Here is a 24,190-nt window from a genome sequence, read left to right as displayed (position 1 = left end):
ACCATGAAGCACACATTCAAACGTAAGGCGTTAGCGGTCGTCGTGCTGTTGGCGGCGGTGGGCGCAGGCCCGGCCTGGGCGGCGAAAGATGCGGTGATCGCCGTCGCGTCCAATTTCACCACGCTTGACCCGTATGACGCCAACGACACGCTGTCGCAGGCTGTGGCCAAATCCTTCTATCAGGGCCTGTTCGGCTTTGACAAGGACATGAAGCTGGTAAACGTGTTGGCGGACAGCTACGAGGTGAGTCCAGACGGCCTGACTTACACCGTCAAGCTGCATCCGGGAGTGAAATTCCATGACGGCAGCGAATTTAACGCCGAAGCGGTGAAGGTTAACCTGGATCGTGCCAGCAACCCGGACAATCACCTCAAGCGTTACAACCTGTTCAAGATGATCGACAAAACCGAAGTGGTGGATGCTACAACGGTCAAGATCGTGCTGAAAGCGCCATTCTCGGCGTTTATCAATAATCTGGCGCACCCGGCGGCGGTGATCATTTCCCCGGCGGCGCTGAAGCAGTACGGCAAAGAGATTGGTTTCCATCCGGTTGGTACCGGCCCTTACCAGTTCGTGACCTGGAACCAGACCGATTTCGTCAAGGTGAAGAAGTTTGACGGTTACTGGAAGCCGGGGCTGCCGAAACTCGACAGCATCACCTGGCGGCCGATCGTGGATAACAATACCCGCGCGGCGATGTTGCAGACCGGCGAAGCGACCTTTGCTTTCCCGTTCCCTTATGAGCAGGCCAAGGTGCTGGAAGGCAATGCCAAGCTTGATCTGGTGGCGGCTCCTTCGATCCTGCAACGCTACATCAGCCTGAACGTCACCCAGAAGCCGTTTGATAATCTGAAAGTGCGGCAGGCGCTGAACTACGCCATCAACAAAGATGCACTGATCAAGGTGGCGTTCTCCGGCTACGCGGTACCGGCAGAAGGCCCGGTGCCGCCGGCGATAGACTTTGCTACCCGTTATAAGCCATGGCCATACGATCTGGCCAAGGCGCGCGAACTGCTGAAAGAAGCAGGCTACCCGAACGGCTTCACCACCACCCTGTGGTCTTCGCATAACCACAGCACCGCGCAGAAAGTTCTGCAGTTTGCTCAGCAGCAGTTGGCGCAGGTAGGGGTGAAAGTGACGGTGACGGCGATGGATGCCGGTCAACGTGCGGCGCAGGTGGAAAGCGTTGGGGTGAAAGGTACCGGCGTGCGGATGTTCTATACCGGCTGGTCCGCGTCAACCGGTGAGGCGGATTGGGCGCTGTCGCCGCTGTTCTCTACCCAGGCGGCACCACCCAAGCAGTTCAACACCGCGTTCTACAGTAACCCGCAGGTGGACCAGGATCTGACCGGTGCGCTGGCGACCACCGATCGCGGCGAGAAGCAAAAACTGTACAAGGACGCGCAGGATCGCATCTGGGCTGATGCGCCGTGGATCTTCCTGGCGACCGAGCGTTTGCTGTCGGCCAACAACAAACAGTTGAGTGGTTTCTATGTGATGCCGGATACCTCGTTCAACTTTGATAATGCCGACCTTAAATAAGGCGCCAATCCCCGCTCTCATTGAGGGCGGGGTGAGGGGACTCACCCGAGATGCTTAATTATTTTCTGAAACGACTGCTGGGGTTGATCCCGACGCTGCTGATTGTCGCGGTGCTGGTGTTTCTGTTCGTCCATATGTTGCCTGGCGATCCGGCGCGGTTGGCGGCAGGGCCGGAGGCCGACGAGGCAGTGGTGCAACTGGTACGCAAGGATCTGGGGCTCGACAAGCCGCTGCCGCAGCAGTTCGTGCACTTTTTTGTCAATGCGCTGCAGGGGGATTTTGGCACCTCAATGGTCTCCAAACGCCCGGTAAGCGAAGAGATTGGCTCGCGCTTTCTGCCGACCCTGTGGCTGACCTTGACCAGCATGCTGTGGGCGACGATCTTCGGTATGGGCATCGGTATGGTGTCTGCCGTCTGGCGTAACCGCTGGCCAGACCGCCTCGGCATGACGTTAGCGGTTTCCGGCATCTCATTCCCCGCTTTTGCGCTTGGCATGCTGTTGATGCAGGTATTCTCCGTCAACCTTGGCTGGTTGCCGACGGTGGGGGCCGACAGCTGGCGGCACTATATTCTGCCCTCGATCACGCTGGGAGCGGCGGTGGCAGCGGTAATGGCGCGTTTTACCCGTGCTTCATTCGTCGAAGTGCTGCAGGAAGACTACATGCGTACCGCGCGCGCCAAGGGCGTACGGGAAACCATGGTGGTGGTGAAACACGGCCTGCGTAACGCGATGATCCCGGTCGTCACCATGATGGGATTGCAATTTGGCTTTTTGCTCGGCGGCTCGATCGTGGTGGAGAAGGTGTTCAACTGGCCGGGGCTGGGCAGGCTGCTGGTCGACTCGGTGGAGATGCGTGACTACCCTGTGATCCAGGCCGAAGTCTTGCTGTTCTCGCTGGAGTTCATTCTGATTAACCTGTTGGTGGACCTGCTGTATGCGGCAATTAACCCGGCGATACGCTACAAATGAGGGCGCTGGATGATTAAGTATTGGCGACGCAACGCCGCATTGAAGGCGATGCCGACGATCAACCCTAACGCGGTTCGCACACCTTGGCATGAGTTCTGGCGGCGGTTCCGCCAACAACGCGTGGCCCTGGTCGCCGGGCTGTTGGTGCTGTTGCTGGTGGTCGCCGCGCTGTTGGCACCATATCTGGTGCCATTTGATGCGGAAAACTACTTTGATTATGACCGTCTGAACGAGGGGCCTTCGCTGGTGCACTGGCTGGGTGTGGATTCGCTTGGCCGGGATATTTTCAGTCGCATTCTGATGGGCACCCGCATTTCATTGGCCGCCGGGGTGTTCTCGGTGCTGGTCGGCGGGCTGATCGGCACGCTATTGGGGCTGCTGGCCGGTTATTACGAAGGCTGGTGGGATCGTATCACCATGCGAATCTGTGACGTGCTGTTCGCCTTTCCCGGCATTTTGCTGGCGATTGGCGTGGTGGCGATTATGGGTAGCGGTATGTCCAACGTGATCATCGCGGTCGCGATTTTCAGCATCCCGGCGTTTGCCCGGCTGGTGCGCGGCAATACGCTGGTACTGAAGCACCTGACTTATATCGAGTCGGCGCGCAGCATCGGTGCGTCCGACTGGACCATCATCCTGCGGCATATTCTGCCGGGGACGATTTCGTCAATTGTGGTGTATTTTACCATGCGTATCGGCACCTCGATCATCACCGCCGCCAGCCTGTCATTTCTCGGTCTGGGCGCGCAGCCGCCGACACCGGAGTGGGGCGCGATGCTCAATGAGGCGCGGGCGGATATGGTGATTGCACCGCACGTGGCGATCTTCCCCAGCCTGGCGATATTTATCACTGTACTGGCGTTCAACCTGCTAGGCGACGGGCTGCGTGACGCGCTGGATCCGAAATTAAAGGGGTAGAATAAAGTTAAATTAATAGCGGTTAATATACGGGGTATTAATCGCTTAATTAACTTTGGCACTTTAACGTGTTCGGTAATTAAACCGAATACGTTCACCTAATTATTGTGTTAGTCATGTAATCATAATTAATGGTTATTTTTATTTAAAATTGAGTGGTTTTATCTTGTTTTCCTTAGTGTTCTTTTGATTTCTTACATGGATGTGTAAATGAAAGACTGCATTATTATAGCCCTGTGGATATTTATTTCATTCTCTTTAATCGAGCATTCATCACTGCTAATTATGGAACCCTGTCATAGTTATGTGGATGTTGCAATCGCGGTGATTACAGTGATCGGCACCAAAGCCTTATTAACCTGGTTTGAAGATGTTTATTATTGGTTCACTGGCCGAGAGCGTTAACTGAGAGTGTTATCGGGAGGAATAACCGCTTGCAATGCTTGCCAATGCAAGCGGTTAGGGCCGATCAACGGAACAGATGTTCGGCGTGGAAGCGCAGGTGGTCTTCGATAAAGCTGGCGATGGTGAAGTAGCTGTGGTCATAACCCGGCTGAATGCGCAGGGTTAGCGGCCAGTCGCGCTGGCGGGCCAGCTCGGCCAGCTTCGCCGGTTGCAGTTGATCCGCCAGGAACTGATCGTCATCACCCTGATCCACCAGCACCGGCATTTTTTCCGCGCCGTTGGCCAGCAGGTGGCAACTGTCATATTGCAGCCATTGGCTTTCGTCGCTACCCAAATAGGCGGCGAAGGCTTTACGCCCCCATGGCACCTGGCAGGGGTTAACGATGGGCGCGAATGCCGACACCGAACGGAAACGCTGTGGATTACGGAATGCCATCACCAGTGCGCCGTGGCCGCCCATTGAGTGACCGAAGATCGACTGACGATCGCTGACGCTGAAATGCTGATGGATCAACGTCGGCAACTCATCGCTGATGTAGTCGTACATGCGAAAGTGCTTGTCCCAGGGGGCCTGGGTGGCATTCAAGTAGAAGCCAGCCCCCTGACCCAGGTCGTAGCCTTCATCGTTCGGCACATCGTCGCCACGAGGGCTGGTGTCGGCCATCACCAGCACCAGCCCCAGCTCGGCGGCGATACGCTGCGCACCGGCCTTCAGCGTGAAGTTTTCATCATTGCAGGTCAGCCCCGACAGCCAGTACAGCACCGGCGGCGGGTTATCATCGCGCGGTGGCGGCAGATAGATGCTGAAAGTCATGTTGCAATTCAGGCTCTGCGCCGCATGGCGATAACGCTGTTGCCAGCCGCCGAACATACGGTGCTCTTCGAGAAGTTCTAATGACAAGGTCATCTCTGCCTCCTGGCTTATTTTTTGTCGAAGTGGATAACGGAACGGATGGATTTGCCTTCGTGCATCAAATCGAACGCTTCGTTAATCTGCTCCAGCCCCATGGTGTGGGTAATAAAGTCATTCAGCGCAAACTCGCCGTCCATATAACGCTGGACGATGCCTGGCAGTTGCGAACGCCCCTTCACGCCACCGAAAGCGGAACCGCGCCACACACGGCCGGTCACCAGTTGGAACGGACGGGTAGAAATCTCCTGACCGGCACCGGCTACGCCGATAATTACCGATTCGCCCCAGCCTTTGTGACAGCATTCCAGCGCCGAACGCATCACGTTGACGTTGCCGATACATTCGAAGGAGAAATCAACGCCGCCGTCGGTCAGTTCGACGATCACGTCCTGAATCGGTTTATCGTAGTCTTTCGGGTTGATCAGGTCGGTTGCGCCCAGTTTGCGTGCCAGATCGAACTTGCTGGTGTTGATATCGATGCCGATGATGCGGCCTGCGCCGGCCATCTGTGCGCCAATAATCGCCGACAGACCAATGCCGCCCAGGCCGAAGATGGCCACGGTATCGCCTTTTTGCACTTTGGCGGTGTTGATTACCGCACCCATACCGGTGGTAACGCCGCAACCCAGCAGGCAGACTTCTTCCAGTGGAGCTTCTTTACTGATTTTCGCCAGTGAGATTTCCGGTACCACGGTGTATTCGGAGAAGGTGGAAGTGCCCATGTAGTGGAAGATGGGTTTGCCGTCTTTGTAGAAACGGGTGGTGCCGTCCGGCATCAGTCCCTTGCCCTGGGTCGTGCGGATCGCCTGGCACAGGTTGGTTTTGCCGGATTTACAGAATTTGCACTCGCCACATTCCGGAGTATACAGCGGGATCACGTGATCGCCGACTTCCACGCTGGTCACGCCTTCACCAATGGCTTCCACCACGCCACCGCCTTCATGGCCGAGGATCGCCGGGAACACCCCTTCCGGATCGGCACCGGACAGGGTGTAGGCATCGGTATGGCAGACACCGGTGGCGACGATACGCACCAGCACTTCGCCTTTTTGCGGTGGCATTAAATCGACTTCTTCAATTTTCAGCGGCTGGTTAGGGCCCCAGGCAACGGCGGCACGGGTTTTGATCATTTCCATCATAGTCTCCAGTGGTCTATTTTTTAATCAGGCTATGTCGATAGCATCTGGTAAGTCGTAGGCAGTATTTTCAACCGCGAGGGTTTCCGCCTGTTCAATAATTAATTCTTTCAGGGCACGCACGTTCGGGCCAAAGGCATCCCGTCGCCACAATAGCCAGGTGGCGGTTTGGGCTATGTCATCCGGCAGGGTATGTACTTTCACTCGCTCATGGCCTGGCAGCAGGCTAAGCACCGAATGCGGGATCATCGCCAGCCCGGCACCGCTGGCGACACAGGCCAGCATGGCGTGGTAGGACTGAATTTCCATCACCTGACCCGGCAGCACGCCTTCGCGCTTGAACCAGGATTCCAGCCGCAGGCGATAAGAACAACTGGCGCGGAAGGCAAACAGCGTTTCGCCCTTGGCGTCTTTGGCGCTATGGATCGGCAGGTGATCGAGGCAGGAGATCACTACCATATGCTCGGGGAAGGCGATGCAGCCGTTGAGTTCGTCATATTGCACCGGCCCGTCGACCAGCGCCGCTGCCAACGTACCGGCGCGTACCCGTTCGGTGATCTCGCCGGAGGTACCGGTGGTCAGCGATAGCGACACCTGTGAGAAGCGTTGGTGATAGGCCGCCAGCAAAGTGGGTAAACGGGTGGCGGCGGTGCTTTCCATCGAACCGATAGCGAAGTTGCCTGCCGGCTCACCGGCATGGGTGATACTCATGGCTTCTTCGCTCAGCGCCAAAATACGGTTGGCGTAGCAGAGAAAATTATGGCCCATCGGCGAAAGGCGCAGGCGCTGTTTTTCGCGAATGAACAGATCGGTGCCCAGTTCCTGTTCAAGCTGACGCAGGCGGGTGGTCAGATTAGAGGGTACGCGGTGCAGTTGCTCGGCAGCACGGGCAACGGAGCCGGTTTCGGCGACGCTACAGAACATGCGGAGCTGGGTCAGATCCATTATCTTCTCTTTTCGTGATGAACTTGGTGAGTATTATTCAGTTTTTGTGAGTGTAATACTGCGGCATGATACTGGCAACTTTCTTTTAACAGTCTGGAAACTCTACATGGCCTTAAGAATTGCCCTGAGCGGCTTTATTGCGTTGATCGTAGCCATGGGGATTGGCCGCTTCGCCTTTACCCCGCAGGTGCCGCTGATGATTGCCGAGCACCAGTTTACCCTGACCGGTGCCGGGCTGGTGGCGGCCATCAACTACCTGGGCTATCTGTGCGGTGCCTATGACGCGATGCGGGCCAGTCAGCATGTCGAGCGTCGGCTGTGGCTGGGCGTGTGGGGCGCGGTCATGTTGACGTTGCTTTCTGCCTGGGTGCAGGGCGAATGGTGGCACGGTGTCGTGCGTTTCCTGATTGGTTGGGCCAGCGGCTGGGCGATGGTGCTGGTGGCGGCCTGGACCAATGAGCGGCTGGCACATTATGGTCGTCCGGCTCTCAGTGCGGCGGTCTTCGCGGGGCCGGGGGCCGGGATTTTTATCAGCGGTATGCTGGCGGTTGGCATTCACAGCCTGGCGCTGACGGCGTCTCAGGCCTGGCTGGTGTACGGCGTGCTGGCGCTGGTATTGATTGGTGCAATCAGCATTAACCTGCCGAAGGCCGGTGAATTACATCGTCCGGATGTGGCTCCGGAGCCACTGTTGCTGACCCCGGCGCTGAAGCGGCTGGTGTGGAGCTACAGTCTGGCGGGCTTTGGCTATATTCTGCCGGCCACCTTTTTGTCGCAAATGGCCGCCGCACGTTTTCCCGGCAGCGTGTTCGCGCAATTTGTCTGGCCGATCTTCGGTGGGGCGGCGGTATTGGGGATTGTTATCGGTATCCTGACCCGCCACAAGCTGACCACCCAAACCCGTCTGGCCATTACCCTGTGGGTACAGGCGTTAGGAGTCTTGAGCGCGGAAATCGTCCCGGGGGTGGCCGGGCTGGCGCTGGGGGCATTGTTGACCGGTGGTGGTTTCCTCAGTGTGGTGCAGTTGTCGATCCAGCACGGCAGGGAACTGGCACCCAACCATGCGCGCTATATGGCGGGATTGTTGACTACGGGTTATGCCGTGGGTCAGTTGGTTGGCCCTACGCTGTCGGCGCTGTCAACGGCCCTGACCCATAGGTTGGAACCGGCGTTATATGTTGCTGTGGCTGGCCTGATTGTCGCCGGACTGCTGGTGGTGAATACGCCGGCGCGTGAGCAGGCACGAAAACCGACGTCGTTGTGATTAAATTCCGTACAAAAAACGTGGAATAGCCGCAGCGGGCCTGATTGTGCTAAATGCGAATATTTCAACTGCTGATGAAGCACAATCACTGGATAATCCCCTCACTCTCATCTAGAGTGGGGTCAAAATCTTGACCGGGTTCACGTTATTAATGACGGAAACTTCTGTCGTCAGGAGAGTATGCAATTCGCCCGTCTGCTCGGTAAAGCAGCCGGAGGGGTGAGTTCCAGTCCGTTGGAGAGATGAAATGACATCATTAAGTAAAGAAGCTGTACTGGTTCACGCGGCGCTCGAAGAGCGTGGCCTGGAAACCCCGTTGCGTGGTGAAGTGCTGGATCGCGAGACGCGCAAGCGCCGTATTAAAGAGCACATGACGGAAATCATGCAGCTGCTTAATCTCGATCTGTCCGACGATAGCCTGGCGGAAACCCCACACCGTATCGCCAAAATGTATGTTGATGAGATTTTCTCTGGTCTGGACTACGCTAATTTCCCAAAAATCACCGTCATCGAAAACAAGATGAAGGTGGATGAAATGGTGACGGTGCGCGACATTACCCTGACCAGTACCTGTGAGCACCACTTCGTCACCATAGATGGCAAGGCGACCGTGGCCTATATCCCGAAAGATGCGGTGATCGGCCTGTCGAAGATCAACCGTATCGTGCAGTTCTTCTCCCAGCGCCCACAGGTGCAGGAGCGTTTGACTCAGCAGATCCTGGTGGCATTACAAACTCTGCTGGGCACCAATAACGTGGCGGTATCTATCGATGCGGTCCATTATTGTGTTAAGGCGCGCGGTATCCGCGACGCGACCAGCGCGACCACCACCACCTCGCTGGGTGGGCTGTTCAAGTCCAGCCAGAACACTCGCCAGGAATTTCTGCGCGCGGTGCGACATCACCAGGGGTGATGGTGAGTGATAAAAAAACAGGCGCCTGCGGGCGCCTTTTTAATGACCGGAATACAGCGGTAAAATAATGAACAACACTTCGACCACACCGCTGCCGCGCATCGCCACTCTGGACTGTGTGCGCGGTATCGCCATTCTTGGCATTCTGCTGCTGAATATCAGCGCCTTTGGCCTGCCGAAGGCGGCCTACCTGAATCCAGCCTATCTGGGGGTACCGTCGTCACGAGATGCCTGGACCTGGGCGCTGCTGGATATTTTCGCTCAGGCCAAGTTCCTGGCGATGTTTGCACTGTTGCTTGGTGCAGGTTTGCAGATGTTGCTGCGTCGCGGCAAGGGCTGGATACGCGCGCGGCTGTCGTGGCTGGTGCTGTTTGGTCTGGCACACGCTATTTTCCTCTGGGACGGTGACATCCTGCTGGCTTACGGTTTGATCGGGTTGGTGTGCTGGCGAATGATCCGCGAGGCCAAAGAAACCTATCAACTGTTGAAAACCGGCGTGGTGCTATACCTGATCGGTGTCGGGGTCCTGCTGTTACTGGGCTTTATATCGCACGGTGAACCGGGTGGTTTCTGGCAGCCTGGGGTGGCGGAACTGCAGTATGAAAAATTCTGGAAGCTGCAGGGCGGTATGGAGGCCTGGCGGAGCCGCACCGATCTGCTCTCTTCCAGCCTGTTGGCGATTGGCGCGCAATACGGTTGGGAGTTGGCGGGACTGATGCTGTTTGGTGCCGGGCTGATGCGCAGTGGCTGGCTGCGTGGCACCTATTCACCGGGTTATTACCGCCGTCAGGCCGCCTGGCTGATACCGCTTTCATTGCTGATCCAACTGCCGGCAGTGGCGTTGCAATGGCATCTTCACTGGGACTACCGCTGGAGCGGTTTTTTATTGCAGGTGCCGCGTGAACTGGGTGCACCGCTGCAGGCTATGGGCTATCTGGCGCTGTGCTACGGTTTCTGGCCAACGCTGTCGCGCCTGCGCATCGGGCATTGGCTGACGCAGGTCGGGCGTATGGCGCTGAGCAATTATCTGCTGCAAACGCTGATCTGCACCACGCTGTTCTATCGCTTCGGCCTGTACCAACAGTTTGACCGCCTGCAGCTGTTGGCGTTCGTTCCATTGGTCTGGTTGGCTAACCTGTTGTTTTCTAACCTGTGGCTGAATTATTTCACCCAGGGCCCAGTGGAATGGCTGTGGCGCAAATTGACCCACCTGGCCGCCGGCAAGACCGAGCCAAGAGCGCTGAATTGAGATTTGGCGCAGGTAGGTTAAAAAAATGTATGTAAACGTTTTCTTTCCTGTGACGTAATTCACGCAGAGGAGGATGACAAACGGGGTAGGATAGCGCCACTGTTAACTACCCCGACCTCAGGATCTTTCATGACCTCCTCTGTTCACCCAACCACCATTCGCGACGTGGCGAAGCGTGCGGGCGTGTCCGTAGCGACCGTCTCCCGCGTGCTGAATCACAGCGCCCTGACCAGTAAAGAGACGCGTGAACAGGTGCTGAAGGCGGTGGCTGAACTGGGTTATCGGCCCAATGCCAATGCGCAGGCGCTGGCCACGCAGAGCAGCGATACCCTCGGGGTGGTGGTGATGGATGTCTCCGATCCCTTCTTTGGTGCGCTGGTGAAAGCGGTAGACACCGTGGCGCAGCAACACCACAAATATCTGCTGATCGGTAACAGTTATCACCAGGCGGATAAAGAGCGTCACGCTATCGAGGTGCTGATTCGCCAGCGCTGTAATGCCTTGATTGTTCATGCTAAAACGTTGTGTGATGCCGAGCTGATGACCTTTCTCGATCAGGTACCGGGCATGGTGTTGATCAACCGTATTATTGCCGGCTATGAGCACCGCTGCGTCGGTCTGGACAACGTCAGCGGCGCGGAGATGGCGATGCGCTTGCTGTTGTCGCAAGGTCATCAGCGTATCGGCTATCTGGGCTCCAATCACCCGATCGAAGACGGGCCGCTGCGCCAGCAGGGCTACTCGCAGGCCATGGGCGCTGCAGGGCTGATCACGCCGGACAACTGGCGCGCCTACGGTTCGCCGGACCTGCAGGGCGGGGAAGCGGCCATGGTCGAGTTACTCGGCCGTAACCTGCATTTGAGTGCGGTGTTTGCCTACAACGACGCCATGGCCGCCGGTGCCATGGCGGTGCTGAAAGAAAACGGTATCACAGTACCGCAACATTTCTCGCTGGTGGGGTTCGATGATATCCCCATCGCACGCTATACCAGCCCCAAGCTCACCACGGTGCGCTACCCCATTGTTACCATGGCGACGCTGGCTACCGAGCTGGCTTTGCTGGGTGCGGCAGGCCGGCTGGAGCCGCAGGCCCGTCATTTGTTTATGCCTACCCTGGTTCGTCGCCATTCTGTGGCGCCGTGGCAAAGTGAGGCAGCGGTCACTCTCTGAACATTTAATCTTGTGTAACCGTTTTCAATCTGTGAGAAAATTCACAGATTATTAACATCGCGCCGTCTATGCTCTAGGCGTTTTCCAGCGCAAAGGCACTTGCCGCTGCTGTTTTTTACCTCGCGCTGGCACCACCTTTTTCAGGAATAACATGATTCACGGATGACAGGGAAACTGCCAGGCCCGGTTGTGCACTCACCACCGGTTACCTTTGGCCTAATACCGAGCAAGACCCTACATAAACCGGAGACACACAATGAATAAGAAGGTTTTCACCCTGGCCGCGACGGCCGCAGCCATGATGTTTGGCGCCGCAGCACATGCAGACACTCGTATTGGCGTCACAATTTATAAATATGACGACAACTTTATGTCGGTGGTACGCAAGGCAATCGAGAAAGACGCCAAGGCCTCTCCGGACGTTACCCTGCTGATGAATGACTCGCAGAATGACCAATCCAAACAAAACGATCAGATCGACGTGCTGATCGCCAAGGGCGTTAAAGCGCTGGCGATCAACCTGGTTGACCCGGCCGCCGCTCCGGTGATTATCGATAAGGCGCGCGGAAATGATATCCCGATCGTGTTCTACAACAAAGAGCCTTCCCGCAAAGCGCTGGACAGCTATGACAAAGCCTATTACGTAGGGACCGACTCCAAAGAGTCCGGGGTGATCCAGGGCCAACTGATCGAGAAACACTGGAAAGCTAACCCGAACTGGGATCTGAACAAAGACGGCCAGATCCAGTACGTGCTGCTGAAAGGCGAGCCGGGTCACCCGGATGCCGAAGCGCGCACCACTTACGTGGTGAAAACGTTGAACGATAACGGCATCAAGACTCAGGCGCTGCAGATGGATACCGCGATGTGGGACACCGCTCAGGCCAAAGACAAGATGGATGCCTGGTTGTCTGGCCCTAACGCCAACAAAATTGAAGTGGTGATCGCCAATAACGATGCGATGGCGATGGGTGCGGTTGAAGCGCTGAAAGCGCATAACAAAACCAGCATTCCGGTATTCGGTGTCGATGCACTGCCAGAAGCTCTGGCGATGGTGAAGTCCGGCGCGATGGCGGGAACGGTGCTGAACGATGCCGACAATCAGGCTAAAGCCACCTTCGAACTGGCGAAAAACCTGGCTGCGGGCAAACCGGCTGCCGACGGCACCAAATATAAGATTGAGAATAAAGTGGTCCGTATTCCTTACGTTGGCGTAGATAAAGACAACCTGTCTCAGTTTGTGAAATAAGCGCTGAGATAACCCACAATGACCCCGCCCACGGCCGCCAACACCAGGAAAGCCGTGGGTGGGGAAATTTACGATATTAAAAGACCGATAAGCCAGGTGTATTTATGGCCGACAGCCCACGCGAATTTCTGCTGGAAATGACCGATATCAGTAAGTCATTTCCCGGCGTCAAGGCATTGGATAATGTGAATCTGCGCGTTCGTCCGCACTCCATTCATGCATTAATGGGGGAGAACGGCGCGGGCAAATCGACATTATTAAAATGCCTGTTCGGCATTTATAAAAAAGATGCCGGCAGTATTATTTTTCAGGGCCAGGAAATTGATTTCAAAAGCTCTAAAGAGGCGCTGGAACACGGCGTTTCAATGGTGCATCAGGAATTGAATCTGGTGTTGCAGCGCACCGTGATGGACAACATGTGGTTGGGACGTTATCCGACCAAGGGCATGTTTGTCGATCAGGACAAGATGTTGAAGGACACCCAGGCGATATTCGACGAGCTGGATATTGATATCAACCCACGGGATAAGGTGGGCACGTTATCGGTATCGCAAATGCAGATGATCGAAATTGCCAAGGCATTCTCCTACGACGCCAAGATTGTGATCATGGATGAGCCGACCTCTTCGCTGACGGAAAAAGAGGTGAATCATCTGTTCACTATTATCCGTAAGCTGAAAGAGCGCGGTTGCGGCATCGTCTATATCTCGCACAAGATGGAAGAGATCTTCCAACTGTGCGACGAGATCACCATCCTGCGTGACGGCCAGTGGATCGCCACCCAGCCGCTGGAAGGGCTGGATATGGACAAGATCATTTCGATGATGGTGGGGCGCTCGCTCAGCCAGCGTTTCCCCGATCGGCAGAATACGCCGGGCGAGGTGATCCTGGAGGTGAAGGGCCTGACCTCATTACGCCAGCCTTCGATTCGCGATATTTCCTTCGATCTGCATCAGGGGGAGATCCTCGGCATTGCCGGGTTGGTGGGCGCCAAGCGCACCGACATCCTGGAGACGCTGTTCGGCATCCGCGAAAAAGTGGCGGGCACCATCAAGCTGCACGGCAAGGCGATCAATAACCACAGCGCCAATGAAGCGATTAACCACGGTTTTGCCCTGGTGACGGAGGAGCGCCGCTCCACTGGGATTTACGCTTATCTGGACGTCGGTTTTAACTCGCTGATCTCCAACATCCGTAACTATAAAAACAAAATCGGCCTGCTGGATAATGCCCGTATGAAAAGCGATACCCAATGGGTGATCGACGCCATGCGGGTCAAGACTCCGGGTCATCATACCAATATCGGTTCGCTGTCCGGCGGTAACCAGCAGAAGGTGATCATCGGCCGTTGGCTGCTGACCCAGCCGGAAATATTAATGCTGGATGAACCGACGCGTGGCATTGACGTTGGCGCCAAATTCGAAATTTATCAGTTGATGACCGAATTGGCGAAGAAGGGCAAGGGGATCATTATTGTCTCGTCTGAAATGCCGGAGCTTTTGGGAATTACCGACAGAATACTGGTGATGAGTAATGGTCAGGTTGCGGGCATCGTTAACACCAAACAGACCTCGCAAAATGAAATTTTACGTCTCGCATCCCTGCACCTTTAAGGATCAGAATTATGAACGCGCTGAATAAGAAAACTTTGTTCACCTATTTCAAGGAAGGTGGCATTTACGTGGTGTTGCTGGTGCTGCTGGCAATTATTATTATCCAGGATCCGACTTTCCTCAGCTTAATGAACCTGAGTAACATTCTGACTCAGTCTTCAGTACGCATTATTATTGCACTGGGTGTGGCGGGGCTGATTGTTACCCAGGGGACGGATCTGTCCGCCGGGCGTCAGGTGGGGTTGGCAGCGGTGATCGCCGCGACGCTGTTGCAGTCGATGGACAACGTCAACAAGGTGTTTCCGCACATGGAAACCTGGTCGATCCCGCTGGTGATCCTGCTGGTGTGTGCCGTGGGTGCGGTGATCGGTCTGGTGAACGGGTTGATCATCGCCTACCTAAACGTGACGCCGTTTATTACCACTTTGGGTACCATGATTATCGTGTACGGCATTAACTCGCTGTATTACGACTCTGTTGGCGCATCGCCGGTGGCGGGGTTTGATCCCAAGTTTTCCACCTTTGCTCAGGGATTCCTGCGCTTTGGCGACTTTAAGCTGTCGTACATTACCTTCTACGCCATCATTGCGATTATTTTTGTCTGGATCCTGTGGAATAAAACCCGCTTCGGTAAAAATATCTTCGCCATCGGCGGCAACCCTGAGGCAGCCAAGGTTTCCGGCGTCAATGTGCCGCTGAACCTGATCATGATTTACGCGCTGTCTGGTGTGTTCTATGCCTTCGGCGGTTTGTTGGAAGCGGGCCGTATCGGCAGCGCCACCAACAACCTCGGCTTTATGTATGAACTGGATGCCATTGCGGCCTGTGTGGTGGGCGGAGTGTCCTTTGCCGGCGGGGTAGGTACGGTGTTGGGGGTGGTGACCGGGGTGATCATCTTTACGGTCATCAACTACGGGCTGACCTACATTGGCGTTAACCCTTACTGGCAGTACATCATCAAGGGCGGCATCATTATCTTCGCGGTAGCGTTGGATTCACTGAAGTATGCCAAGAAGAAGTAAGTCTTCGCTACAATGGGAACGGCCAGCGAATGCTGGCCGTTTTTGTTTTTAGTGAGGGGGGAGTTATGGCAGTTTGGCTTTCTGTTTTTCCGCCGCCAGCTTGTGCTCCAGCTCGACCAATTGTTCCGGTGATACTGCCGGATAACCCTGGGCATCTTCCGGGATGGTGTGCATGGAGGAAATTGGGATCAGCGGGCCGAGGAAGCGCGGTTCACGTTTGAGGATATACAAGTCGGTCAGTGCGCCAAGGCGGGCGAAGATCTCACGCACACGCACTGTCATCATATCTTTTGGTGACGGTACCGCGTAGCACTGCGCCTGGATCCCCATATGCAACGCGATAAACAGCGCGCGCTCACAGTGGAAGCGTTGGGTGATAATAATAAAGTCATTGGCATCGAACACTTTACGGGTGCGCACGATCGAATCCAGGGTGCGGAATCCGGCGTAATCCAGCACGATATCGCTGGGCGCCACACCTGCGGCGATCAAATCGCGGCGCATGGTCATAGGTTCGTTGTAGCTTTGCTGGGCATTGTCACCGCTCAGCAGCAGATATTTCACCTTGCCACTGTTATAGGCGTTGATCGCGCCCTGAATACGGTAGCGGTAATATTGGTTGATCACGCCGGTACGGTAATATTTGGCGGTACCCAGTACCACGCCGACCTGGCGATGGGGCAGCCCTTGCAGTTCATCATAGACGAAAGGCGCCGTTTTCCAGCTGATCCAGCGATCGAGCGCGAGAGCCGAGAGCATCAGCAGTGCAATGATGACGAACAGGCTGATTATCAGGCGTTTCCACATGTTATTGCCTTACGCGCACAGGGGCCAAAAAAGATGGCTCAAGGCTACTTTACCTGACTGGTTGAAGCAAGCGTGTCCCTGCCTCTGGCACGCATTGCGCCGCATTTTTAGGCGGTTTTGCCAATAAAAAAGGCCCGGCGAGCCGGACCTTGGATTTGTTGATGAATTGTCTTCATGCCCGAGATACGCGGGCCTAGCGCACCGAGGGGCCATTATGGGACACGTCCATGTGTCCCACCCTACGGGCCGACTGGAAGTCGTTCCAATTTGCTCCCGGCAAATTGGTCGGCAGCTGAAGCTGCTACGATCCCTTCGGTACGCTCTCCCTAATAACGGGCTTTGGTGGGGAAATATATCTACAAATCAGAATGAGGTGCGCTTGTAGCTGCGGTATTGCGGCCGCCAGAAGTTGTGTTCAATGGCTTTTGACAGCGCTTCTTCAGAGGTGACTACCGCCATTCCCTGCAACTGAGCCGCTTTGCCGACTTCCATCGCGATGCATTTTGACACGCCCTGAATATCGTCGATATCCGGCAACAGTGCGCCATGCCCATCGGTGGCCAGCGGGGAACACTCGGCCAACGCACGGCTGGCGGCCATTAGCATCGCGTCCGTGACACGGGTCGCGCCGGAGGCCAACACACCCAGACCAATACCCGGGAAGATATAGGAGTTGTTACACTGGGCAATCGGGATCTGCTGATCTTTATAGTGCACCGGTGCGAACGGGCTGCCGGTAGCGACCAGCGCAGCGCCTTCAGTCCAGTTGATGATATCTTCCGGACGGGCTTCCACGCGTGAGGTCGGGTTGGACAGCGGCATCACGATTGGGCGCGGACAATGCTTGTGCATTTCGCGGATCAGTTCTTCGGTGAACAAGCCCGGCTGGCCGGAAACGCCGATCAAAATGGTTGGCTTGGCGTTACGTACCACGTCCAGCAACGAGATGGCATCGCTGGACGTCTGCCATGCGCTCAGGTTTTCGTTCTTTTGCACCAGCTTGCTCTGGAAATCGAGCAGGTTAGGCAGTTTGTCGGTCAGCAGACCAAAACGGTCGACCATGAACACGCGGGCGCGCGCTTCGTCTTCACTCAGGCCTTCGGATTTCATCTGCGCGATAATTTGCTCGGCAATGCCGCAACCGGCGGAACCGGCTCCCAGGAAGGTGACGGTTTGATCGCGCAATTGGCTGCCGGCAGCGCGGCTGGCGGCAATCAGGCTGCCCAGCGTGACCGCGGCGGTGCCCTGAATATCGTCGTTGAAGCAGCAGATTTCATCACGGTAGCGGTTCAGCAGTGGGGTCGCGTTATTCTGAGCGAAATCTTCAAACTGCAGCAGCACGTTCGGCCAGCGGCGTTTCACAGCCTGGATAAATTCTTCAACGAAAGCGTGGTATTCATCACCTGAAATACGCGGATGACGCCAGCCCATGTACAGCGGATCGTTCAGGCGCTGTGGGTTATTGGTACCCACGTCCAGCACCACCGGCAAGGTATAGGCCGGGCTGATGCCCCCGCAGGCGGTATACAGCGACAGTTTACCGATAGGAATGCCCATGCCGCCAATGCCCTGGTCGCCCAGGCCGAGAATACGTTCACCGTCGGTGACGACAATCACCTTAACGTTTTGCTTGGTGGCGTTTTGCAGCATGTCGTCAATGCGATCGCGGTTAGGGTAGGAGATAAACAGCCCACGCGCCCGGCGATAAATATCAGAGAAGTGCTCACAAGCTTCACCCACCGTTGGCGTGTAGATGATCGGCATCATTTCGCTCAGGTGTGAGTCCAGCAGACGGTAGAACAGGGTTTCGTTGGTGTCCTGGATGTTGCGCAGGTAGATGTGCTTATCGCTGTCGTTTTTAAAATCCTGATACTGGCGATAGGCGCGTTCCGCCTGCTCCTCGATGGTTTCCACCGCATCGGGCAGTAAGCCTTGCAGGTTGAAATGGCTGCGCTCATCCTCGGTGAAGGCACTGCCTTTGTTCAGCAGCGGGAATTCCAGCAGGATCGGGCCGGCATAAGGGATGTAGAGAGGGCGTTTGCTTTCGTATTCAAGTTCCATGGCTTTTGCTCTTCAACTTATCGGATAACTTTATAAGGGTGATCCTAAAAGATCGGGGAAATATGTACAGCAATTGTTATCGGATCATGAGGTAAATTGGCGTAATTATCGACGATCAAGTCCTAATTTAACTAAAGAAAGTGTTTTAAGACGTGAATGCCATTGTAATCGGCTTGCGGGGCTGTTAACAGCGGTGCCGGGCGGCACCGCCAGGGTCAGGATCAGAAAGTAATGCGGCTGACATTTTGGCAACCCAGGGCAGCCAGGGTGGCACGGGTCGCGTCCCATTGGGTGAGGATGGCGCTTTCGGGTTCGGCCAGTACCGCGCGGCTCACTTTTTGGCAGTCGCCGCCGGAGACGTTCATCAGGATCAACGCGGCTTGCAGCGGTGGCAGACTCGGGTTGAAAGCGGCGTTTTCCGCATAGCGGCCGGTGTAAATTGTACCGTCCTCGGTTTCCAGCGCGACGCCGCTGTGGGCATTGCTGTAGGGAGCGTGACTCTGATTGGCAGCAGCCAGTGCTGCCTGTTCCAATTCGTCAGTCAGGGCCAGTTGGAAGCCGTGATCGACCCGATCCATCAGCAGCGTGGCGATATCCAGGTCTTTCGGGCCGAAGGCATCCGGCAGATAATCGCCAAGCGTTGCCGGCTCACGACCGGGCAGACGGATTTTCAGATCGCTACCGCTGTTCAGTTCATTCATAAACTGGCGGCAGTGGCCGCAAGGCGTGTAGTTAACGGTGATGGAAACCAGAGCGGGTTCGCCACGCAGCCAGGCATGGGTGACCGCACACTGTTCTGCATGAATGGTTTGTTGCATCGGCGCGCCGCTGAACTCCATGTTGGCGCCAAAATACAGATTACCACTCTGCCCGCGGGCAATGGCACCGACGTAAAACTGAGAGATCGGGGCTAACGAGCAGGCTGCCGCCAGTGGCAGCAGAGCGAATGCCAGAGCATCATCATCCAGCCCGCAGCGTTGCTTAATCGCCTCCACCTGTTCTGCTTTGAACATGGCCGGGAAATCAGGCGCATCCATATAAGACAGCAGGGCGGATTGCAATGTGGCGGGCAGTTCGCCGAAAGCGGTTTGAAAACGCGGGTGCATAGAAACTCTCTCTACAGGTTAACGGGATAACATTCTAGGCAGCCCTGCGTGAATAAAGTGTGATGAAAATCTCTTTATTGATGAAATCAATGCAATGAAAGCCATAATTGCGAGATGTCTCGCAAGTTTTAGGCCGTTTAACCGAACAAATGCAGTAACACCGGAAACAGGAAGGGGGCCAGCAGTGAGGTAATGATGCCGCAGATCACCAGCGCCAACGAGCCGAATGCGCCTTCCTGATAGTCCATTTCCGCGCAACGTGCAGTACCCAACGCGTGAGAGGCTGTGCCCATTGCCAGTCCACGCGCCGAGCGAGTGGTGATCTTCAATATTTTAAACAGCGTATGCCCGAATACCGCGCCGAGAATACCGACGAAGATCACGCAGACAGCGCTGATCGCCGGGATACCCCCGAGCGACTCCGCGACCGCCATGGCGATGGGCGTGGTGACCGACTTCGGCATGATGGACGCGGCAATTTCCGGTGTGGCACCCATCCACAAAGCAATGGCGCCGCCGCTGATCATGGCGGTCATGCTGCCGATAAAACAGACGGTGATAATGGACTTCCAGCGCGCACGGATTTGATGCAGTTGCTCATACAGCGGATAGGCCAGCGCCACCACGGCCGGTTGCAACAGGTCGTTAAGGATTTTGCTGCCCTGAAAGTAGCGCTCATAAGGGATGCCGGTCAGTAACAGCAGGGGAATGATCACCGCCATCGATACCAGCAATGGGTTCAGCAGTGGCATATTCAGCGACTGCGCCAGCTTACGCGCTGCAAAGTAGACCACCAGCGACAGCGGCAATGACCACCAGATTTCATGGATCATTTTTCGCCCTCTGCCGCATCCGGTTTGCCAACGATGCGGCGCTCCCGGTGGAAATAATGTGAGGTATAGCCCACCACCACCAGCACCATCAGAGTGCTGACAATGCAGGAGACCACCAGCGGGCCGAGGTGATCGAGGATCTGGTCGTAGTATTTCATCACGCCAACGCCGATGGGTACGAACAACAACACCATATAACGGATCAGCAGATGGCAGCCGGGTTTAACCCATTTGGCCGGCATAATTTGCGTGGAGAGCAGGGCGAACAGCAGCAACATGCCGATAATGCTGCCGGGAATAGCGATCGGCAGCAGCGCCGCGATAGCATTGCCGACAAACAAGCAAAAGTAGATAAGGACGATTGCCCTCAGGTATTTCCAGCACAGTGTGAGCACGTTGGCCATAACTTAATCCCGTTTAACTGACGCATTCATCATACAATTAAACTGTGACCTTCGCCACAAATCACACCATGAATTCTCTCTATGGCTTTCATGCCTGTCAGGCAGGTTGACAGCCGCAGTTAAGCCCGGTGCGTCCTTATTCTATGCTGATGATGCCGGCGCTGTGCTGCTGTTTTTGCGCCAGGCGATGGCCGAGGAAAAAGAATAACAGGCTGAACAACGCGGCGGCAATCAACATCAGGAACATCATGTGTGGGGCGGCGTAGCTAAGAATAAAACCGCAGAGTACCGGGTTAATGGCACCGCCCAGTGCGCTGAGGTTTTGTACCCCGTAGTAGCTGCCTTTCAGATGCTGTGGGGCGATAAAGTCGATAAACATGTATTCCACCGGGATCACAATAATCTCGCCCAGGGTAAATATGGCCATCGCCGCGATCCACAGCCAAAGTGATTGCCCGGCCAGACTAAACCCGATCAGCCCGAGAATGAAAAACAGCGTGCCCAACACCAGCCAGCGCAGCATGTTTTCCTGACGCATGCCGCGGCTCAGCAGGTACTGCAGGGCAATGACGATACAGGCATTGACGATCATCACCGCCCCAATGACCTGATAGGCGAACTCTGCGTTGGAAACGAGGATCAGGTATTGCGACAAATAGCCGGTGAACTGGCCGAAAACGACCGCCCCGAGCGTACTGCCGAGGGTAAAGTAAATCAGCCGGCGATCGTTACGCAGGATGGCCAGTGTCTGGCGGAAATCGGGCGGTGCGATCGGCGCGAGCTCGGTCGCTCCAGGTGATACCGTGCCTTGCCGGCGCAGGCCAAAACTCAGCGCCGTCACGGTGAGCAAGGCCAGCCCACCGGAGAGATAAAAAGGTAATAACGGGTTCAAGCCTGCCACCATCACGCCCAATGATGAGCCCACCGCCCAGCCAACGTTCACCAGCGTGTAATTAATCGAAAAGGCCTTGATACGCAGGGCAACCGGCAGCCAGTCGGCAAAGCAGGCCTTGATGGTGATGCCCAGAACTGAATAGGCGGTATGCAGGATCGCCAATACCACGATGATACCGCCCGGACGCGGGATCCACGGGATAGCGAAAAAACTCAGGGCGAACAGCAGAATAGAAATCAGGATCAGCGTGTTTTTGTTGAACTTGTCGACTAAATAACCGCCGTACAGACTGGCGAAAATGCCAATTGCCAGGCTGGCGCCCAGAATAATGCCGACGCTTTTCGGCAGCAGGTGGAAATGCCCGGTGAGATAGATGGTAATGAACGGCAGCGTGACGCCACGGCCAATGGTCAGTGCCAGCGAACTGGCCAGCAATGCGTTAATCAGCGGTGGGAATCCCTTCATATCAGACCTGTTTATGCATACAGTAATTAAACCCGTATGGTTAAGATAGCTTATTTTGGCCGATTTTGTCGCTGTCGCAAGGAATGAAATTTAATAAAAAGGGCCGAGCAAGCTCGACCCTGATGCAGTAAAAACCGGTGTTATTTCACCTGCATACCTGGCTGTGCACCGCTGTCCGGGCTGAGCAGGAAGATCTCTTTTCCGCCTGGGCCGGCAGCCATCACCATGCCTTCAGATATACCGAAGCGCATTTTGCGTGGTGCAAGGTTGGCGACCATGATGGTCAGGCGACCTTCAAGCGCTTTCGGGTCCGGATAAGCGGAACGAATGCCGGAGAAGATCTGACGTGTTTCACCGCCAAGATCCAACTGCAGCTTCAGCAACTTGTCCGAGCCTTCAACAAAGTCGGCGCTGGTGATCAACGCAATACGCATATCAACCTTGGCGAAATCATCAAAGGTGATGGTGTCCTGAATCGGATCGTCCGCCAGTGGGCCAGTGACTACTTTCGCCGCCGCCATGTCTTCTTTCGACGCGCTGACCATTTCATTAACCTTGTCCAGATCGATACGGTTGAACAGGGCTTTGAACGGGTTGACCTGATGGCCCAGCAACGGTTGCTGAATGCTGTCCCAGGTCAGTTCGCAGTTAAGGAAAGCCTCGGTGCGCTCAGTCAACGATGGCATTACCGGTTTCAGGTAGGTCATCAGTACACGGAACAGATTGATGCCCATTGAACAGATGGCTTGCAAATCAGCATCACGGCCTTCTTGCTTGGCTACTACCCACGGTGCCTGCTCATCCACATAGCGGTTTGCCAGATCGGCCAGCGCCATGATTTCGCGGATTGCTCGACCGGACTCACGGCTGGCATAGGCATCGGCGATGCTTTGTGCTGCGTCAACGAAGGTTTGGTACAGCACAGGATCGGCCAGTTTGTCGGCCAGTTGCCCCCCAAAACGCTTGCTGATAAAGCCGGCATTGCGCGAAGCCAGGTTAACCACCTTGTTCACGATGTCGGCGTTCACCCGCTGCACGAAATCTTCCAGATTCAGGTCGATATCGTCAATGCGTGAAGACAGTTTGGCGGCGTAGTAGTAACGCAGGCAGTCGGCGTCCAGGTGTTGCAGATAGGTGCCGGCCTTGATAAAGGTGCCACGAGATTTGGACATCTTGGCACCGTTCACTGTTACGTAGCCGTGTACGAACAGGTTTGTCGGCTTGCGGAAGTTACTGCCTTCCAGCATTGCCGGCCAGAACAGACTGTGGAAATAAACGATATCCTTGCCGATAAAGTGATACAGCTCGGTGGTGGAGTCCTTGCGCCAGAACTCGTCAAAGTCCAGATCGCCACGCTTGTCGCACAGGTTTTTGAATGACCCCATGTAGCCAATTGGCGCATCCAGCCAGACGTAGAAGTATTTGCCTGGCGCATCCGGGATTTCAAAACCGAAATATGGCGCATCGCGGGAGATATCCCATTGTTGCAGACCAGACTCAAACCATTCCTGCATTTTGTTCGCCACTTGCTCTTGCAGTGCACCGGAGCGAGTCCAGGCCTGCAGCATTTCGCTGAACGACGGCAGATCAAAGAAGAAGTGCTCGGAGTCACGCAGCACCGGTGTCGCACCGGAAACCACGGATTTGGGATCGATCAGCTCGGTCGGGCTGTAGGTCGCACCACAGACTTCGCAGTTGTCGCCGTATTGATCCGGCGATTTGCATTTCGGGCAGGTGCCTTTGACGAAGCGATCTGGCAGGAACATGCCTTTTTCCGGATCGTACAACTGAGAAATCGTCCGGTTCTTGATAAAACCGTTTTCTTTCAGGCGGCCGTAAATCAGATTAGACAGTTCACGGTTCTCATCGCTATGGGTTGAATGATAGTTATCATAGCTGATGCCAAAACCGGCGAAATCCTGTTGGTGCTCCTGGCTCATTTCCGCAATCATTTCTTCCGGCTTGATGCCCAACTGCTGAGCTTTCAGCATGATCGGCGTGCCGTGCGCGTCGTCCGCACAGATGAAATGAACCTCGTGGCCGCGCATTCGTTGGTAACGAACCCAGATGTCTGCCTGGATGTGCTCGAGCATGTGGCCGAGATGGATGGAACCATTTGCGTACGGCAGCGCGCACGTCACCAATAATTTTTTCGCGACTTGAGGCATAGTGAGAACTTGGTTTCTGTAATGAATAAAAGGGTCTTCGATGTTACCCGATCGCGCTCGCCACGGCTAGGGCGGTTTCTTTATACAGACATGCGCCGAGCGGCCCGCAGTTCTGATATGCTTAGCGGGAAGCTATCCATT

General features: G+C 55.5%; 21 protein-coding genes. 11 read left to right on the top strand and 10 right to left on the bottom strand.

Annotated features, from left to right (window positions below):
• Positions 1 to 3 precede the first annotated feature (3 nt).
• The 4 genes from gsiB to F8R23_RS09860 all read left to right on the top strand — a co-directional run bounded on the left by gsiB (position 4) and on the right by F8R23_RS09860 (position 3,836).
• The gene (gene gsiB, locus F8R23_RS09875) at positions 4 to 1,542 is read left to right on the top strand and encodes a glutathione ABC transporter substrate-binding protein GsiB (RefSeq protein ID WP_151415575.1); all 1,539 of its coding nucleotides are present in this window, start codon (positions 4 to 6) and stop codon (positions 1,540 to 1,542) included.
• A 50-nt stretch (positions 1,543 to 1,592) separates the two neighbouring features.
• Positions 1,593 to 2,513 carry a glutathione ABC transporter permease GsiC gene (gene gsiC, locus F8R23_RS09870; RefSeq protein ID WP_085115922.1) on the top strand — a complete coding sequence of 307 codons (921 nt, stop codon included), beginning with the start codon at positions 1,593 to 1,595 and terminating at the stop codon, positions 2,511 to 2,513.
• A gap of 9 nt (positions 2,514 to 2,522) precedes the next feature.
• The gene (gsiD, locus tag F8R23_RS09865; protein WP_099064104.1) at positions 2,523 to 3,431 is read left to right on the top strand and encodes a glutathione ABC transporter permease GsiD; all 909 of its coding nucleotides are present in this window, start codon (positions 2,523 to 2,525) and stop codon (positions 3,429 to 3,431) included.
• A gap of 210 nt (positions 3,432 to 3,641) precedes the next feature.
• Positions 3,642 to 3,836, top strand: coding sequence for a hypothetical protein (locus F8R23_RS09860; RefSeq protein ID WP_129937372.1), 195 nt, complete (start codon positions 3,642 to 3,644; stop codon positions 3,834 to 3,836).
• Between the two features lie 64 nt (positions 3,837 to 3,900).
• On the opposite strand, the gene fghA is transcribed toward F8R23_RS09860, so the two are convergent.
• The 3 genes from fghA to ptrR are packed head-to-tail and all read right to left on the bottom strand — an operon-like array spanning position 3,901 to position 6,830.
• On the bottom strand, positions 3,901 to 4,743 hold the full coding sequence (fghA, locus tag F8R23_RS09855; protein ID WP_129938481.1) for an S-formylglutathione hydrolase: 843 nt from the start codon (positions 4,741 to 4,743) through the stop codon (positions 3,901 to 3,903).
• Between the two features lie 14 nt (positions 4,744 to 4,757).
• The gene (locus tag F8R23_RS09850; RefSeq protein WP_129937379.1) at positions 4,758 to 5,885 is read right to left on the bottom strand and encodes an S-(hydroxymethyl)glutathione dehydrogenase/class III alcohol dehydrogenase; all 1,128 of its coding nucleotides are present in this window, start codon (positions 5,883 to 5,885) and stop codon (positions 4,758 to 4,760) included.
• A 27-nt stretch (positions 5,886 to 5,912) separates the two neighbouring features.
• The gene (gene ptrR, locus F8R23_RS09845; RefSeq protein WP_112348265.1) at positions 5,913 to 6,830 is read right to left on the bottom strand and encodes a putrescine utilization regulator PtrR; all 918 of its coding nucleotides are present in this window, start codon (positions 6,828 to 6,830) and stop codon (positions 5,913 to 5,915) included.
• 106 nt (positions 6,831 to 6,936) lie between these two features.
• Here ptrR and F8R23_RS09840 point away from each other — a divergent pair, with 106 nt between their 5' ends.
• The 7 genes from F8R23_RS09840 to mglC all read left to right on the top strand — a co-directional run bounded on the left by F8R23_RS09840 (position 6,937) and on the right by mglC (position 15,310).
• Positions 6,937 to 8,094 carry a YbfB/YjiJ family MFS transporter gene (locus F8R23_RS09840; protein WP_151415574.1) on the top strand — a complete coding sequence of 386 codons (1,158 nt, stop codon included), beginning with the start codon at positions 6,937 to 6,939 and terminating at the stop codon, positions 8,092 to 8,094.
• Positions 8,095 to 8,341: 247 nt separating this feature from the next.
• On the top strand, positions 8,342 to 9,007 hold the full coding sequence (folE, locus tag F8R23_RS09835) for a GTP cyclohydrolase I FolE (RefSeq protein ID WP_012005993.1): 666 nt from the start codon (positions 8,342 to 8,344) through the stop codon (positions 9,005 to 9,007).
• Between the two features lie 67 nt (positions 9,008 to 9,074).
• Positions 9,075 to 10,256 carry a DUF418 domain-containing protein YeiB gene (yeiB, locus tag F8R23_RS09830; RefSeq protein ID WP_151415573.1) on the top strand — a complete coding sequence of 394 codons (1,182 nt, stop codon included), beginning with the start codon at positions 9,075 to 9,077 and terminating at the stop codon, positions 10,254 to 10,256.
• Between the two features lie 129 nt (positions 10,257 to 10,385).
• A complete protein-coding gene (gene galS / locus F8R23_RS09825; RefSeq protein ID WP_099064111.1) occupies positions 10,386 to 11,426 on the top strand; it encodes an HTH-type transcriptional regulator GalS in 1,041 nt (346 codons plus the stop codon).
• A 256-nt stretch (positions 11,427 to 11,682) separates the two neighbouring features.
• The gene (gene mglB, locus F8R23_RS09820) at positions 11,683 to 12,675 is read left to right on the top strand and encodes a galactose/glucose ABC transporter substrate-binding protein MglB (RefSeq protein ID WP_099064112.1); all 993 of its coding nucleotides are present in this window, start codon (positions 11,683 to 11,685) and stop codon (positions 12,673 to 12,675) included.
• A 104-nt stretch (positions 12,676 to 12,779) separates the two neighbouring features.
• Positions 12,780 to 14,288: a galactose/methyl galactoside ABC transporter ATP-binding protein MglA gene (mglA, locus tag F8R23_RS09815; protein ID WP_085115932.1), complete on the top strand. Its 1,509-nt coding sequence runs from the start codon at positions 12,780 to 12,782 to the stop codon at positions 14,286 to 14,288.
• Between the two features lie 11 nt (positions 14,289 to 14,299).
• Positions 14,300 to 15,310 (top strand): galactose/methyl galactoside ABC transporter permease MglC, encoded by a 1,011-nt coding sequence (mglC, locus tag F8R23_RS09810; protein WP_012005998.1) that lies wholly within the window; start codon positions 14,300 to 14,302, stop codon positions 15,308 to 15,310.
• Positions 15,311 to 15,373: 63 nt separating this feature from the next.
• On the opposite strand, the gene sanA is transcribed toward mglC, so the two are convergent.
• The 7 genes from sanA to metG all read right to left on the bottom strand — a co-directional run bounded on the left by sanA (position 15,374) and on the right by metG (position 24,049).
• Positions 15,374 to 16,117, bottom strand: a complete 744-nt coding sequence (gene sanA / locus F8R23_RS09805; RefSeq protein ID WP_151415572.1) for an outer membrane permeability protein SanA — start codon at positions 16,115 to 16,117, stop codon at positions 15,374 to 15,376.
• A 363-nt stretch (positions 16,118 to 16,480) separates the two neighbouring features.
• Positions 16,481 to 18,178 (bottom strand): NAD-dependent malic enzyme, encoded by a 1,698-nt coding sequence (locus F8R23_RS09800; protein WP_112348268.1) that lies wholly within the window; start codon positions 18,176 to 18,178, stop codon positions 16,481 to 16,483.
• Between the two features lie 221 nt (positions 18,179 to 18,399).
• Positions 18,400 to 19,284 (bottom strand): cytidine deaminase, encoded by an 885-nt coding sequence (gene cdd, locus F8R23_RS09795; protein WP_129937367.1) that lies wholly within the window; start codon positions 19,282 to 19,284, stop codon positions 18,400 to 18,402.
• 137 nt (positions 19,285 to 19,421) lie between these two features.
• Complete coding sequence (locus F8R23_RS09790) at positions 19,422 to 20,117, bottom strand: CidB/LrgB family autolysis modulator (RefSeq protein WP_129937366.1); 696 nt, start codon at positions 20,115 to 20,117, stop codon at positions 19,422 to 19,424.
• On the bottom strand, positions 20,114 to 20,521 hold the full coding sequence (locus tag F8R23_RS09785) for a CidA/LrgA family protein (RefSeq protein ID WP_099064116.1): 408 nt from the start codon (positions 20,519 to 20,521) through the stop codon (positions 20,114 to 20,116). Before F8R23_RS09785 ends, F8R23_RS09790 begins: the two co-directional genes overlap by 4 nt.
• Positions 20,522 to 20,657: 136 nt before the next feature.
• Entirely contained in the window at positions 20,658 to 21,881 is a 1,224-nt protein-coding gene (locus F8R23_RS09780; RefSeq protein WP_129938479.1) for an MFS transporter, read from the bottom strand.
• A 140-nt stretch (positions 21,882 to 22,021) separates the two neighbouring features.
• Positions 22,022 to 24,049 (bottom strand): methionine--tRNA ligase, encoded by a 2,028-nt coding sequence (metG, locus tag F8R23_RS09775; RefSeq protein WP_112348273.1) that lies wholly within the window; start codon positions 24,047 to 24,049, stop codon positions 22,022 to 22,024.
• Positions 24,050 to 24,190 lie beyond the last annotated feature (141 nt).

Origin of the sequence: Serratia proteamaculans (genome assembly GCF_008830365.1) — a bacterium.
GTDB classification, from domain to species: domain Bacteria; phylum Pseudomonadota; class Gammaproteobacteria; order Enterobacterales; family Enterobacteriaceae; genus Serratia; species Serratia proteamaculans.
Note: the sequence above shows the minus strand (reverse complement) of the source record. Positions and strands in the feature narration are given on the sequence as shown.